We start from the raw sequence: 14,025 nt of genomic DNA, 5'->3' as shown, positions 1-14,025 counted from the left end.
CCTGCACGGGCTTATGGTCTGCAATCGAAAAAACAGGACCGATATGAGCGCCCATTTGATATGACCAAAGACAACCCCACCCCCAAGGCCACGCAGGAACGAATCGCCAAGGCTTTGGCCCGCGCCGGTATTGGATCGCGCCGAGAGGTGGAGCGGATGATTGAAGCCGGGCGGGTGGCAATCAACGGCCAGATTTTGAAAAGCCCCGCCTGCGTGATCGAAACTCTGGATGGGATCGCAGTGGATGGCAAGCCGGTGATGCAGGCCGAAGCCACCAGGCTTTGGCGCTATCATAAGCCGCGCGGACTGGTCAGCACCCATCATGATCCCAATGGCAGGCCCACGGTTTTTGATCGCCTGCCCAGCCATTTGCCCCGGGTGATTTCGGTGGGGCGGCTTGATCTCAATTCCGAAGGGCTTTTGCTGCTGACCAATGATGGGGCGCTGGCCCGCTGGATGGAAATGCCCACAACCGGATGGCTGCGGCGTTACAAGGTGCGGGTACATGGCGCCATCGATGAAAAAAAGCTGCAGGGCCTGGCCGAAGGGGTGGTGGTGGATGGCGTGGTTTATGAACCCATCGAGGCCCGGCTCGACAAGATATCGGGCAGCAATGCCTGGCTCAGCGTGGGCTTGCGCGAAGGCAAAAATCGCGAAGTCCGCCGGGTTCTGGCCTCGATCGGGCTTGAAGTCAATCGCCTGATCCGTACCGCTTATGGCCCCTTCACCCTTGGCAGCCTGCCGCGCGGGGCGGTGGTGGAAATCGCCACCAAAGCGCTTTATACGCATTGCGGCGGCATTCTGGGGCAAATGGCCGATCAATCCATTGCCGGGCAGAACCGCAAAATCCCCAATCCCAAAAAATGGGCCAAGGCCAAACCGAAAGCAAAGCTGAGGTCGCGGCGATCCACCCCCCGCGATCCCATGGCATCCGCTGAATCCGCTACCAAAGTGAATGACAAAGCCAAAGGTGCGGCCAAAGGGGCAGCGAAACCCGTGCGGGGCAACAGGCCGAAAGATGGGCGCGACTGATGCGGATTATCGCCGGGCGCTTTCGCGGTCAATCCCTCAACAGCCCCAAAGACGACAGCATCCGCCCCACCAGTGATCGGATGCGCGAAAGCCTGTTCAATATTCTCTCCCACCGCCTGCGCCATCAGGCTATCGGGGACAATGACCCGGATGGCCCCTTTGCCGGGCTGCATATGCTGGATCTTTTCGCGGGGACCGGGGCATTCGGGCTGGAAGCCCTGTCTCGCGGGGCGGCGCATGTGACCTTTGTTGAAAACGCGCCCCAAAGCCTTGCTCTGCTCAAAAGCAATCTGGCCAAACTGAAGGCCACCGCCCATGCCAATCTGCTGGCCGTGGATGCCACCCGCCTGCCCAAGGCGCAGCGCCCCGCCGATGTGATCTTTCTCGATCCGCCCTATCACGAGAATCTGGCCATCCCGGCCTTGCAATCCTTGCAAAAGGGGGGCTGGATCAAGCCTTCGAGCCTGATCATCGTGGAAAGCGACGGCAAAAGCATCCTGCCGCCGGTGGCCGGGCTGGTTATGGACGACAGCCGTGCCATTGGCAAAAGCAGGCTGTGGTTTTTCCGCCCTGAAAACTGACCTTATCGGCGGCCGAAAAGCCGTTCGATATCCTTGAGCTTTAATTCCACATAAGTGGGGCGGCCATGATTGCACTGGCCGGAATGGGGGGTTGCCTCCATATCCCGCAAAAGCCTGTTCATTTCATCCAATGTCAGCCGACGCCCGGCGCGCACGCTGCCATGGCAGGCCATGGTCGCGCAGATATCGAGCAGCCGCTCTTTCAGGCTCAGCCCCTGATCCAGTTCCGCCAGATCATCGGCCAGATCCCGCACCAGCCGATCCGTTGCCACCTTGCCCAGCATCGCTGGCACTTCGCGGACCACCATCGCACCCTCGCCAAAGGGTTCCAGAACCAGCCCCAATTCGGCAAATTCATCGATTCGCGCGGTCAATCGCTCGCAAGCCGTGGACTCCAGTTCCACCACATCGGGCAAAAGCAGCATCTGGCGGGGGACGGATGCGGTGGCCAGCGCTGTTTTCATGCGTTCATAAACCAGCCGTTCATGGGCGGCATGCTGATCAACGATGATGATGCCATCGGCATTTTGCGCCACGATATAGGTTTCATGCAATTGCCCGCGAGCTGCGCCCAAGGGATAGCGGTCTTCGGATGCCCCAGAGGCCCCGACAAGAACGGCTCCATCTTCGGGGGCCATTTCATGGCGGGCCGAGGGGGCAAAGGAAAAGCCGGAGCCATCCGGGGTGGGTGCGGGCGAAACAGCCGGGGGAGACGATCCTTGGGGTGGGGATTGCCAATGCAGCATGGGATCATGAAACCCGGCACCTGCGGGGCGCGCGGGATAGGCTGCGCCCCCGCGATAAGGGATGGACCCGCCGGGGCGCACCGCCCCCAAGGCGGCATGGCTGATCGAGCTGGATGCCCGATGCCCGGCATCCCCCAAGGCGTGGCGCAGGCCCGAGACGATCAACCCCCGCACCAGCGCCTGATCGCGAAAGCGCACCTCGGCCTTTGCCGGATGCACATTCACATCCACAAAGCGGGGATCAAGATCGACAAACAGGGCCAAAACAGGATGGCGATCGCGGGCGAGAAAATCGGCATAGGCCCCGCGCACGGCCCCCACCAGAAGGCGATCCTTGACCGGACGGCCATTGACAAACAGATATTGCTGCTGGGCATTGCCCCTTGAATAGGTGGGAAGCCCCGCAAGCCCATAAAGGCGAATGCCTTCGCGTTCGGCATCCACAGCCATCGCATTGTCGCTGAAGACCCGGCCCAGAATATCGGCCAGACGGTTTTTAAGGGCTGCCGAAGGTTCGGCCATCGACCGTTCCACCTTGAACAGGATGCGATCCCCATCCGAAAGGCTGAAGGCCACCTGCGGCGAGGCCATGGCCAAACGCTTCACCACATCAAGGCAATTGGCGGTTTCGGTGCGGTCGGTTTTTAAAAATTTGAGGCGCGCCGGGGTGGCATAAAAAAGATCGCGCACCTCGATCCGGGTGCCTTCGGACTGAGCAGCGGGCAACAGATCGCCGATGCGCCCGGCATCCACGTCCAAGGCCCAAGCGTCTTTTTCGCCTTGTGCCTTGCTGCGCAAACCAAGACGACTGACCGAGCCAATGGAGGGCAGCGCCTCGCCCCGAAAGCCCAAAGTGGCAATGGCGGCCAGATCATCGGTTGTTCGCAATTTTGACGTGGCATGACGCTCGATAGCGGTCAGAAGCTCATCGCCGGTCATCCCGCAGCCATCGTCGCTAACGGAAATCAGCCGCCGCCCACCTTCGCGCAACGTGATTTCGATATGCTGCGCCCCGGCATCGATGGCATTTTCCACCAGTTCCTTGACCGCGCTGGCCGGACGCTCGATCACCTCGCCTGCGGCAATCTGATTGACCGTGCGTTCATCCAGACGATGGATTTTGCCTGTTGGGGGATTATCCATGTTCATCTTGCATCAGGACCAAGTCCGGCAGGGAAGCGCGCCGGGCTCAGCGCCGCCTTCACGCTGGTTACCAGCAGCGGATTTCAGCGGCGCCGGATTTTCAGCGGCGCTTAGGCTTGATCCGCTCGATGGTGGCACCATCACTTTCCAATCGGCGCGGTTCCATGCTCAGCAATTCAGAGAGCATCGGCCCCTTATCTACTGTTTTGGTATCGCCCCCCACCTGCGACCGCACATCCGGGCTGGTGGCTTCAAAATTCTCTAGAAAGGCAATCTCGCCATCCGATGGCGCCGGGGGCACCGATGTATGGCCGGGGAACAAGGCATCGATCACCTGCGCCGTGGGCTGAATATCCTGCGGCACCGGCACGCCGGGGCGCGGCGGACGCAATTGGAAATCGGGCGGCACCACAAGGGGGCGTTTATCCACCACCACAAATTCATCAGGGGGATTTTTGCCCGAGCCCACAAGCTCACCAACCCAGACACAGCCCGAAAGAGCCAGCATCACGGACCCCGGAACCAAAAGCCGCATCAAAACGCGCAAACCGGATGAGAAGGTCAAAGATTTTCCTCGTTCATCATATGAGATCAAAGAAACGTTGTCTCTGTTTTTAGGGACTTTCCGCGCAAACAACAAGGCGCATCAAAAAATCATTCAGGGATTTTTATCATGCGGGTGCACAAAACTATCCAAAAGCAGCAAAACAACGCCGACGGAAATCGCTGCGTCCGCCACATTGAAAATATAAAAAGACCAGCCAGCGCTATGGACATGGACGAAATCGGCCACCGCGCCATAAACCACGCGATCCCAGATATTGCCAACCGCCCCCCCCAGAATAAGGCCCAGGGCCATAGCCGGGAGCCGCAGGCGGGTGCGTTGCAGCCACACCGCCAAAAGCAGTGATATCAGCCCGGTGACAAGGATCAGAGCCAGCCGCCCGCCATCACTGCCCTGTTGTAAAAGACCAAGGCTGATCCCTTCATTCCACACAAAAGTCAGGCTTAAAAAGGGCAACAGGGGCAGGCTATCCCCGGGCTGCATCGCCAGATCACGCAAAATCCACAGCTTGCTCAGCCGATCGAGCACCAAAACCAAAAGCGCCACCGACCAGCCGATGCGGCGGGCGGCGCGCTGGGCGCGTAAGGAGGATGCAAAAAGCGGTTTCACCCCTGATCCCGACCCGGCCCATTTTGGCCGGATAATGATCCCTCATCCATCGAGGCGACGGCCTTTGCACAGCGTGTGCACAGATCGGGCGCATCCGATTGGCTGCCCACCTCTTCGCTAACGACCCAGCAGCGCTGGCATTTTTCACCCGATGCCATGGCCATCTCCACACTGACCCCGGCCACATCATCGAGGCGAAAGGCATCCGCCGGGCCTTCGCCCGCGATGATCCTAACCGATGAGGTGATGCAGATCTCGGCCAGATCCACATCCTGCAAAGCCTGATGCAACGTTTCATCCGCCACATGAAGGATGGGGGCCGCTTGCAATGATGACCCGATCTGTTTTTCGCGCCGGGCCACTTCCAGCGCCCCCGTCAGCACCCGGCGCACAGCCCGCACGCCAGCCCATTGTTCGGCCAAAGCATCATTGCGCCAATGCGCAGGGGTTTCGGGGAATTGCTGGCGATGCACGCTCAGTGCTTCTGCCCCAAAGCGGGCCTGCCACACTTCTTCGGTGGTAAAAACAAGGATCGGGGCGAACCAGCTTGTCAAACGATAGAAGAGAAGATCAAGCACGGTGCGCGCCGCCCGCCTGCGGATGCTGTCTTTCTGATCGCAATAAAGAGCATCCTTGCGAACATCGAAATAAAAGGCCGAAAGATCGAGGATGCAAAATTGATACAAGGCCTGAAAACAGGGATTGAAATCAAAATCGGCAATCTTTTCCCGCACCAGCCGATCAAGGGCTTCGGTGCGATGCAAAACCCAGCGTTCCAATGGCGGCATCTGATCATAGGGCAGGCGTTCGGCTTCTTCAAATCCCGCCAGATTGCCCAGCAAAAAGCGCAGGGTGTTCCTGATCTTGCGATAGGCATCCACCTGGCCCTTGATGATTTCCTTGCCGATCCGCACATCATCAAAATAATCGGTGGACATCACCCACAAGCGCAGAATATCGGCCCCATATTCATTGACGATATCCTGCGGCGACAGGCCGGTGCCCGCCGATTTCGACATTTTCCGCCCATCGGCATCAAGGGTGAAGCCGTGGGTGAGCACCGCTTCATAAGGGGGCCGTCCGCGTGTGCCGCATGATTCCATCAGGCTTGATTGAAACCAGCCGCGATGCTGATCTGACCCTTCCAGATAAAGGGAGGCAGGCCAATCCAAGTCATCACGGGATTCCAAAACAAAGGCATGGGTGCAGCCCGAATCAAACCAGACATCGAGAATGTCGGTCACCGCGTCCCAATCATCGGGCTGATGATCCGGCCCCAAAAAGCGCTTGGGGTCACCCGCAAACCACGCATCCGCGCCTTCTTCACGCACGGCGGCCACAATCCGCGCATTGACCGCCGGATCTAGCAGGATTTCACCGCTTTCCGGCTTTACAAACACGGTGATCGGCACCCCCCAGGCGCGCTGACGGCTGATCACCCAATCCGGGCGATCCGCCACCATGCCGCGAATACGGTTTTTCCCCCGCGCCGGAATCCAGCGGACATCCTCAATCCCCGCCAGCGCCTTATCGCGCAGGCCGTTTTTTTCCATCGAAATGAACCATTGCGGCGTATTGCGGAAAATCAGCGGGGCCTTGGACCGCCAGCTATGGGGATAGCTGTGGATGAAATTTGAACTGGCCAGCAGGCAGCCCACATCGGTGAGCAGAGCACAGATTTTATCGCCCACCTTATAAACATGATCCCCCGCCACCAGCGGCATGTGATCATAATAGCGGCCATCATCGGCCACCGTCATCGGGGTTTCAAGGCCATGGCGCTGACCGATGATGAAATCATCCTCGCCATGGCTGGGGGCGGTATGCACAAAGCCGGTGCCGGCCTCCACCGTGACATGCTCCCCCGGCAAAAGCGGCACATCGAAATCATAACCCTGCCCGCGCCATGGATGGGCGCACAGGGTTCCGGCCAGATCGGCCCCCGTCATCCGGCCCAGAATATGATGGCCGGTGATTTTGGCGCGATCCAGAACAGCCGGCAGCAAGGCTTCGGCCACCACAAAGCGCGCCCCACGCGCCAGCAGCGCCCCCTCGCCCGGACTTTCGACCTCGACCAGCACATAATCGATTTCGGGTCCGAAACAAATGGCGCGATTGGCCGGAATGGTCCAGGGGGTTGTGGTCCAGATGATGATGGAGGCATCTTTGAGCAAAGGCTGATCGCTGTGGATCACGGGGAAGGCCACATCGATCTGGGTCGAGCTATGATCGTGATATTCCACTTCCGCCTCGGCCAAAGCGGTTTTTTCCACCGGCGACCACATCACCGGTTTTGACCCCCGGTAAAGCGCCCCGGACGTGGCAAATTTCAACAGTTCCTCAACGATTTTCGCCTCGGACTCATAAGCCATGGTGGTATAGGGGTGATCCCAATCCCCCAAAATCCCCAAGCGCTTGAACTGTTCCCGCTGGCGATCGATCCAATCGGCGGCAAAGGCCCGGCATTCCTTGCGAAATTCGATGGGCTCCACCTCATCCTTATTGCGGCCCTTCTTGCGATAGGCTTCCTCGATCTTCCATTCGATGGGCAGGCCATGGCAATCCCAGCCGGGCACATAAGGTGCATCATGGCCGGTCATCTGCTGTGAACGGATGATCACATCCTTGAGGATCTTGTTCATCGCATGGCCGATATGGATATCCCCATTGGCATAGGGCGGGCCATCATGAAGAATGAACCGAGGACGCCCCCGGCCATCCGTGCGTAAAGTTTGATAAAGGGATTGCTGCTCCCATTGGGCGAGCCATTGCGGCTCTTTCTGGGGCAATCCGGCGCGCATGGGCAGATCGGTTTCCGGCAGAAAAACAGTGGCGCGATAATCGGCTTTGGCGGCTTCATCACCAGACATTTTCAATTCTCACTCAAATCAGGCAAAAGATCACGTGGAATACAGACGCCCCGGCCCCCTGATCGAGAGCCGGGCCGGTAATTCGCGCGCTTTTTCCAAGCCCGAAAGCCATGCCGCAGATCGGTTTCATTCTCATGGCCTGCCTTTTATCAATGCTGCATGAAACGGGCAAGCCTGCTGATCACGACCCTGGGGTCAGGCCCCATTAAGCCCCCTGTCGCGCCTTAGCGTAAGCGGGCCAAGGGGGTGGGGTTCTGCGCCAGATAGCTTTCAAGGCGGGGAGGCCGATGATGGCGGCGATCATGGGCCGGATCGGCCAGAATCAGCCGCGCCCGATCACAATCCATGGCAATCTGCGCTTTCAAGGCATCGAGGCCCGAAAATTTCTGCTCGGGTCGGATAAAATCAACCATATCCACCCGCAGCTCACACCCATAAAGATCGCCCTCGAAATCAAACAGATACACTTCCAGCATCACATCTGTTTTGGCAAAGGTCGGCCGTCGGCCCAGATTGGCGACACCCTCATGAACCTGACCCGTTTTCACGAGCTCGACCCGCACGGCATAAACCCCGAATGCCGGTTCCATAATATCCTTCAGCCTGAGATTGGCGGTGGGAAAGCCGATGGTGCGGCCCCGCCTGTCGCCTTCCTCCACCGTCCCCGATATGGACCACCAATGGCCCAGCATCCGGGCGGCCAGCCGGGGATTGCCAGCCTTCAGAGTTTCCCGCACCAGACTGGAGGAATAAACCACTCCGCCTTCAGGAGAACCATCCTCGGCATTATCAAAAGCTGGAAAGCGCACCGGTTCCACCACGCTCAGGCCAAAGCCTTCCATCTGGCCCATATAAGCGAGAAGATCGGTGCCGCCCGCCCTTTTCGCCCCAAAACGATAATCATAGCCCGCCACCAGATGCATCACCCCCAGTTCTGCACATAAAATTGTTTCCACAAATTCCTGGGGTAAAAGGCGCGATAAGGCCTGATCGAACGGCAGGCTGACCAGCAGATCCACACCAAATTGCTGCAGGAGCCATGCGCGATCCTTATGGGGGGTGAGCCTGAAGGGGGGATCCTGGGGCCGGAAAAAACTGCGCGGATGCGGTTCGGTGGTGATCACCGTCAAGGGCAGATTCATAGCCCGCGCCAAGCGGCCCGCCTCACCCACAACGACCTGATGGCCGCAATGAAATCCATCGAAATTGCCTAATGCTGCCACCGATCCGCGCAAATCATCGGGAAGAGAGCCAGGCTGGCTTATGAGGTCCACGGGGTATCTGGCTCCTTGATCTTTGGTATAAAAAGATGCCCACAAGCTGGGGATCGGATCGTGATCCCATGATCGGATCGTCTATTAAGGCGGTGCACTATAAGCGCTGGGCCAAAAAACGCACAAGGCTATCAGCCCGGCATGCCTTTCAAAAAGCCGATAGCAGAGATGGATATTGTTTGATAGCAATTAACCAGTTTTTTAGATGACCGGTATTAATCTGATGTCCTCTTAGCCGGCGGGGGCACTTTCTCGTCTCAATTCAGTATCAATTTCAAGGGTTTGAACAGTTATGGCCGTAGATAAGGCGATGCCCATCCTTATCGTCGATGATTATAAGACGATGCTTCGAATCGTGCGTAACCTGCTCAAGCAGCTCGGCTTTGATAATGTGGATGAAGCCACTGATGGATCACAGGCACTGGAAAAACTTCGCACCAAGAATTATGGCCTGGTCATTTCCGATTGGAATATGGAACCAATGACCGGCTATGAGCTTTTGAAAGAAGTCCGTGCTGATGGCCAGCTCAAAGGCTTGCCCTTCATCATGGTGACTGCGGAATCAAAAACCGATAATGTGATCGCTGCGAAAAAAGCGGGCGTGAACAATTATATCGTCAAGCCCTTCAACGCTGCGACGCTCAAGCAAAAGCTCTCGGCTGTGCTTGGAGATTTCTGATGGGTGCCGAAGAACTCCCGGAAAAGATCGAGGCTCTGGTCGATCATCTTCGGGGGAAACGGGATGAAACATTCTCGCTTGCCGATGTGGCTTCGGTCACCGAAGTGCTGATCGGCACTATGCGCACCTATTTCCGCTCGATCGATACCAATATCTATCGGGAATGTCGCACCTTGAGCGATTATATCGGCAATGCCCGGAAGGAAATTGCCGCGCTTCAGCCCAAGGATCTGGAAACCGACCGAATCCCCCGCGCCGGGATGGAGCTGGATGCCATCGTTCAGCAAACCGAAGAAGCCACCAACACCATCATGTCATCGGCCGAAGCGATCATGGGGGCCGATCCCAGTGATGTGGAAGGATTTCAGGAAACGGTGCAGGAGAATATCATGCAGATATTCGAAGCCTGCTCTTTTCAGGATATTACCGGCCAACGCATTTCCAAGGTTGTGCAAACCCTGACCTATGTGGAAACCCGCATCCATGAATTGCGCAATCTGTTGGGCATCACCGATGATGATGTCTCGCAAGCTGCGGAAGAGGGTTATCCTGAAGGCGATGATCGCAGCCTGTTGCGTGGCCCGGCTTTGGCAGGTGAAGGCATCGATCAGGATGCTGTGGATGCCTTGATGGGATCGGCCAAGCCTGCCCCGGCGAAGCCTTCTGTCGTCGCACCGCCCCCGGCAACAGAGGCACCAGAGGCAAAGGCCGCGCCAAAACCGCAAAGCCCAAAGCCCAAAGCGGAAGCAGCAAAACCAGCGGCTAAAGCGCCACCCAAGCCAGCGGCCAAAGCAGCAGAAAAACCTGCCGAAAAAGCCCCCCCAAAAGCCCCTGAGAAAGCAGCTGAAACATCAGGCGCAAGTGCACCGGTTTCCAGCAGTCAGGACGAAATCGACGCCCTGTTCAATTAGGGGACAAGACCTCTAAAGCCCGCTTTTGGCGTTTCAGCCCTGATCCTGCCAGGCCAGGCTGTGCATCCGGTAATCCGGTGCGGCCCGATGATGACCAATCAGATGATCCAGGCCATGGGCCCGCAGATCATCATGATGAATGCCGGATTCGATCAGAATGGCCTTGATCGATTGCCCCAAAGCGCCGGTAATATCGGTGGCCAATCCATCGCCAATGATCAATTGCTGATCCGGCGTTACCGATTGTCCGGCTTTTTTACTGAACATTTTATGGCAGGCCTCATAAGGCGGCGGTGCAGGCTTGCCCAGCCACCGCACCGAACCGCCCATCTCTTCATAAAGATCCGCAACAGCCCCTGCACAGATGAAAATTTTGCCTCCATCCCGCACCACGCGATCGGGGTTGGCGCAGAGCATGGGCACGCCTTTGCGGGCGGCGGGGGCGAGCAGGGCCGCATGAGCATCAAGATCAGGGCCAAAAAGCCCGGTCGCCACCAGCACATCGGCATCATCGCCATCAGCGCCTTCGACAAGATCAAGGCCTGCCAGCGTCTCGCGATCCTCATCAGGCCCGATATGGAAAAAACGCTGCCCAGTGAAATGCGCCTGCAGATGATGGCGGGTCAGTTCTCCTGACGTGATAAGGCCATCATAAGCTGTTTGATCGATGCCAAAAGCCGATAATTGCGCCGCCACCCTTTGCGCCGGTCGGGGGGAATTGGTCACAAGAACGACCATCGCCCCCGCCGCCCGCGCCCGGCACAAAGCATCAACCGCAAGGGGAAAAGCCACCTCGCCATCATGCAAAACACCCCAGATATCACAGATGATATAAGGATGATCCGCGACCAAAGCAGACAAGCCGGGCAAAAGCGGAACAGACATAGGCTTATTCATCCTCGGTGCCGGCGTCTTCGCGATTGAGGCGCGGCTTGCCAAAGACATAGCCTTGAGCAAAGGACACGTCCAGATCGAGCAGTTCGGGCACCTGATTTTCATCTTCCACCCGGGCGGCGATCAGGTCGATGCCCTGTTTTTTCAGACTGCGACGAATATCTGCGGGATGGATATCGATCTTATCGCCCAAAAGCAGATCGGCATCGATCTTGACGAAGCGGATATTCCAGCTTTTCAGCTCTGATGGATCAAGACGCACCGAGGTGACATGATCCATGCAAAAAGCATAGCCGCGATCCCCCAAAGCGATCAGCCGATTGCGGGTTTTGCGATCCAAAGCCTGCAGATCCGCCTGCGGAAATTCGAACACCAGCCGCTCGGCCAATTCGGTATTCGACGCCATATAATCGATGAACTGGGGAAAAAAATCTTCATCCAGAACCGATGCCGACGAGATATTGCAAAAGAATTTCACATTCGGGCGCCGTGGCCCCAATTTGCGCACAAGCTGAATACAGCGAAACAGCAACAGATTATCCAGCGTGCCGATCAGACCCGAGCTTTCCGCCACCGGCAAATATTGCTGGGGATAGATCACCTCGTCATGCTCGCCTCGCACCCTTGAAAAACATTCATAATATTGCGGACGACGCGACGGCAGGGCAACGGTTGGCTGCAGATAGAGATCCACCCGATTTTCTGACAAGGCCCCCTGCACCACGGTCAGGATATCCGCCTCGATTTCCGGGGGAAGGGTCTCGCGCGCGGCTTTTGTCACCGCAGCGCCCTTCAAAACCGCATCGATATTGATGTCGCTTTTGCGCAATCCCACCCCGCTCCGGCCAATAATCTGACCCAGAAGGGTTTGCAAAACCCGCATTTCGCGGATCATATCGCCTGATTTTTCATCATCTAGCTCACTGTTCCGGTCCACCGATGTGACCCGCAGGGCCAAACGATCCGATTCCCGCGCCAAACGATCTATGGATCGTTCAAGACCGGCAAGGCGCTTATCCACATGGCGGCGATTGAGCAGCATCAGCAAAACTACGAAGCCGGCAAGCAGAGAAAAAGCGACCAATGCCACCAAAGACTGGGGCCAGGCAGCATAGGATGGCACGATCAGCGTGGCCGCGATGGCGGTGGCCAGCAAAGAAAAAAAAACCAGAAAGGAAAGAAAAATTGTCATGCTATCTCTGCGCCCCTCAGACATTTCGATGAAACCTAGCGCAGGGATGGGTCGCTGAAAAGAGCGGCTTTAGGATTAACCGCCCAGACAATCAGCGGAAAAGCACAATTCGCACGAAAAACGGCCCGCCCTGGGGCCTGCCAGTGCAGCATTTTCAGCTTGATCACCGATTCGCATCAGCCCGCCATTGCGCAGAGCCAGGCTTTGCGCCAAAGGCAGGCCAGCCACCGTGCGCGCCACCGGATTGGCATAAACATCCTCGTCTTCCGCCGTTTTGGCGATAGCGGCATCAACCTGCTTCAAGCTGATCGCCGGGCCGTCATCATAAAAGCCGAAAACCAACTGGCCGGTGCTATCCAGATGCGCCGATATGCTGATGGTGCCATGGCGCGGGGCCGATAAAAGCACATGCTCGAACATGGCTGCGATCATCTGATCGCAATCCCCCTGATCTGCCAGCAAAGCGGGCAAGGCCGCTTCGATATTGAGATCAAGGCGCAAATCGGCACGGATCAGGCGGGATTCATAAATCATGGCTTTTTCGGAAATGAGCTGAGCCGGGCTAATCTGGCTGATAGAGCGCCGGACCACCGGGGCCCCCTCCTCGGCTGCCGCCAAAAGATCCTCGATCCGCGCCAAAAGCTCACGCCCGGCGTTCATGATGTGATCGGTATAGGTCTGGATCATCTGGGTCTGCCGACCGTCAGCACTCTTCTCCTCATCCTTATGTGGGGCATCGCAAGTGGTCCCGCCATTGCACGACAGCGCCATCACCTCGGCAAAGCCCAATATCCCGTTCAAGGGCGTGCGCAGATCATGGCTGATACGGGCCAGCATCCTTTGCCGCGCCTGCAGGGCCATATCCCGATCCTGCTGAGCTTTCAATAAAGCCTGATCCACCTGCTGATCATCGCGCCGGATGATCGCTACCAGCCTCGGACCGGCAGATCCCACTGTCCCCGTCGATATGGGGCGACAGGTGATGGAGCATGAAAAGCGTGTGCCATCAGCATGGCATAAAAAACACGAGATACTCAGCTCAGACTGCCGGATCAGGGCTTTTTGCAAACGCTCGATTTCCGAATGCGCGGTTTGATCATCAATCAGTGACACAAAATGCTGCGTGATCAGATCGGTTTTTGGGCAGCCCAGCCAATCACAAATCGCGCGATTGGCATCGGAAATCCTGACCCGATGCTGGGCCAGATCAAGATCCAGAAGCAAAAGCCCGGCTTCAGTTTCTTCAAACACAGTATCGAATAAACCGGAGGGACCGGGCCTGCGCACCAAAGAAGGAAGGGTCAAGGGTTGGAACGGCTTGCTCCGCTCGCTCAATGCACCATCCATCTGCATCTCCGATCATTCATAAATCACTGGAACAAAACCCATCAACACACTGTATTTATGTACTTTATCCCGATATGAATTAATCATGGCCCATTGAATCCCAAGGATCAAGATAATAGTTAATCACTTATTAAGTATCGCTTTCAGAGCGATCAGGCCTTAAGGTTGAAGGAGAGGCTGTC

Annotated in this window: 12 protein-coding genes; 4 read left to right on the top strand and 8 right to left on the bottom strand. The window is 57.2% G+C overall.

Translation table 11 applies throughout. The features are described from left to right. Window positions 1-60: 60 nt before the first annotated feature. Together QK300_RS05275 and rsmD are read left to right on the top strand one after the other, a co-directional pair. Window positions 61-1,032 (top strand): pseudouridine synthase, encoded by a 972-nt coding sequence (locus QK300_RS05275; protein WP_281320823.1) that lies wholly within the window; start codon window positions 61-63, stop codon window positions 1,030-1,032. Then, window positions 1,032-1,613 (top strand): 16S rRNA (guanine(966)-N(2))-methyltransferase RsmD, encoded by a 582-nt coding sequence (rsmD, locus tag QK300_RS05270; protein ID WP_281300777.1) that lies wholly within the window; start codon window positions 1,032-1,034, stop codon window positions 1,611-1,613. Before QK300_RS05275 ends, rsmD begins: the two co-directional genes overlap by 1 nt. A 2-nt stretch (window positions 1,614-1,615) precedes the next feature. On the opposite strand, the gene mutL is transcribed toward rsmD, so the two are convergent. The 5 genes from mutL to QK300_RS05245 all read right to left on the bottom strand — a co-directional run bounded on the left by mutL (window position 1,616) and on the right by QK300_RS05245 (window position 8,820). Then, on the bottom strand, window positions 1,616-3,502 hold the full coding sequence (gene mutL, locus QK300_RS05265; protein ID WP_281300778.1) for a DNA mismatch repair endonuclease MutL: 1,887 nt from the start codon (window positions 3,500-3,502) through the stop codon (window positions 1,616-1,618). 100 nt (window positions 3,503-3,602) lie between these two features. Then, window positions 3,603-4,067: a DUF3035 domain-containing protein gene (locus QK300_RS05260; protein WP_281300779.1), complete on the bottom strand. Its 465-nt coding sequence runs from the start codon at window positions 4,065-4,067 to the stop codon at window positions 3,603-3,605. Window positions 4,068-4,160: 93 nt separating this feature from the next. Continuing rightward, window positions 4,161-4,676 (bottom strand): signal peptidase II, encoded by a 516-nt coding sequence (lspA, locus tag QK300_RS05255; protein WP_281300780.1) that lies wholly within the window; start codon window positions 4,674-4,676, stop codon window positions 4,161-4,163. Continuing rightward, window positions 4,673-7,546: an isoleucine--tRNA ligase gene (gene ileS, locus QK300_RS05250; RefSeq protein WP_281300781.1), complete on the bottom strand. Its 2,874-nt coding sequence runs from the start codon at window positions 7,544-7,546 to the stop codon at window positions 4,673-4,675. The genes lspA and ileS overlap by 4 nt, the downstream gene beginning before the upstream one ends. Window positions 7,547-7,770: 224 nt before the next feature. Continuing rightward, entirely contained in the window at window positions 7,771-8,820 is a 1,050-nt protein-coding gene (locus QK300_RS05245) for a bifunctional riboflavin kinase/FAD synthetase (RefSeq protein WP_281300782.1), read from the bottom strand. 292 nt (window positions 8,821-9,112) lie between these two features. Here QK300_RS05245 and QK300_RS05240 point away from each other — a divergent pair, with 292 nt between their 5' ends. After that, complete coding sequence (locus QK300_RS05240) at window positions 9,113-9,499, top strand: response regulator (protein WP_042087008.1); 387 nt, start codon at window positions 9,113-9,115, stop codon at window positions 9,497-9,499. Continuing rightward, on the top strand, window positions 9,499-10,410 hold the full coding sequence (locus QK300_RS05235; RefSeq protein ID WP_281300783.1) for a protein phosphatase CheZ: 912 nt from the start codon (window positions 9,499-9,501) through the stop codon (window positions 10,408-10,410). The genes QK300_RS05240 and QK300_RS05235 overlap by 1 nt, the downstream gene beginning before the upstream one ends. A gap of 33 nt (window positions 10,411-10,443) precedes the next feature. On the opposite strand, the gene QK300_RS05230 is transcribed toward QK300_RS05235, so the two are convergent. The 3 genes from QK300_RS05230 to QK300_RS05220 form a co-directional block, all read right to left on the bottom strand. Continuing rightward, window positions 10,444-11,295 (bottom strand): TIGR01459 family HAD-type hydrolase, encoded by an 852-nt coding sequence (locus QK300_RS05230; RefSeq protein ID WP_281300784.1) that lies wholly within the window; start codon window positions 11,293-11,295, stop codon window positions 10,444-10,446. Between the two features lie 4 nt (window positions 11,296-11,299). Next, entirely contained in the window at window positions 11,300-12,496 is a 1,197-nt protein-coding gene (locus tag QK300_RS05225; protein ID WP_281300785.1) for an EAL domain-containing protein, read from the bottom strand. Between the two features lie 75 nt (window positions 12,497-12,571). Continuing rightward, a complete protein-coding gene (locus QK300_RS05220) occupies window positions 12,572-13,849 on the bottom strand; it encodes a histidine kinase dimerization/phospho-acceptor domain-containing protein (protein WP_281300786.1) in 1,278 nt (425 codons plus the stop codon). Window positions 13,850-14,025 lie beyond the last annotated feature (176 nt).

This window comes from Iodidimonas sp. MBR-22, from assembly GCF_029946565.1.
Taxonomy (GTDB): Bacteria; Pseudomonadota; Alphaproteobacteria; order Sphingomonadales; family Rhodothalassiaceae; genus Iodidimonas; species Iodidimonas nitroreducens.
Note: the sequence above shows the minus strand (reverse complement) of the source record. Positions and strands in the feature narration are given on the sequence as shown.

What these genes read in the sequence shown, in the direction of transcription:
- QK300_RS05275 (WP_281320823.1), top strand. Translation starts at nt 61, where the DNA reads ATGACCAAAGACAACCCCACCCCCAAGGCCACGCAGGAACGAATCGCC.
- rsmD (WP_281300777.1), top strand. Translation starts at nt 1,032, where the DNA reads ATGCGGATTATCGCCGGGCGCTTTCGCGGTCAATCCCTCAACAGCCCC.
- mutL (WP_281300778.1), bottom strand. Translation starts at nt 3,502, where the DNA reads ATGGATAATCCCCCAACAGGCAAAATCCATCGTCTGGATGAACGCACG.
- ileS (WP_281300781.1), bottom strand. Translation starts at nt 7,546, where the DNA reads ATGTCTGGTGATGAAGCCGCCAAAGCCGATTATCGCGCCACTGTTTTT.
- QK300_RS05240 (WP_042087008.1), top strand. Translation starts at nt 9,113, where the DNA reads ATGGCCGTAGATAAGGCGATGCCCATCCTTATCGTCGATGATTATAAG.
- QK300_RS05235 (WP_281300783.1), top strand. Translation starts at nt 9,499, where the DNA reads ATGGGTGCCGAAGAACTCCCGGAAAAGATCGAGGCTCTGGTCGATCAT.
- QK300_RS05230 (WP_281300784.1), bottom strand. Translation starts at nt 11,295, where the DNA reads ATGTCTGTTCCGCTTTTGCCCGGCTTGTCTGCTTTGGTCGCGGATCAT.
- QK300_RS05225 (WP_281300785.1), bottom strand. Translation starts at nt 12,496, where the DNA reads ATGACAATTTTTCTTTCCTTTCTGGTTTTTTTTTCTTTGCTGGCCACC.
- QK300_RS05220 (WP_281300786.1), bottom strand. Translation starts at nt 13,849, where the DNA reads ATGCAGATGGATGGTGCATTGAGCGAGCGGAGCAAGCCGTTCCAACCC.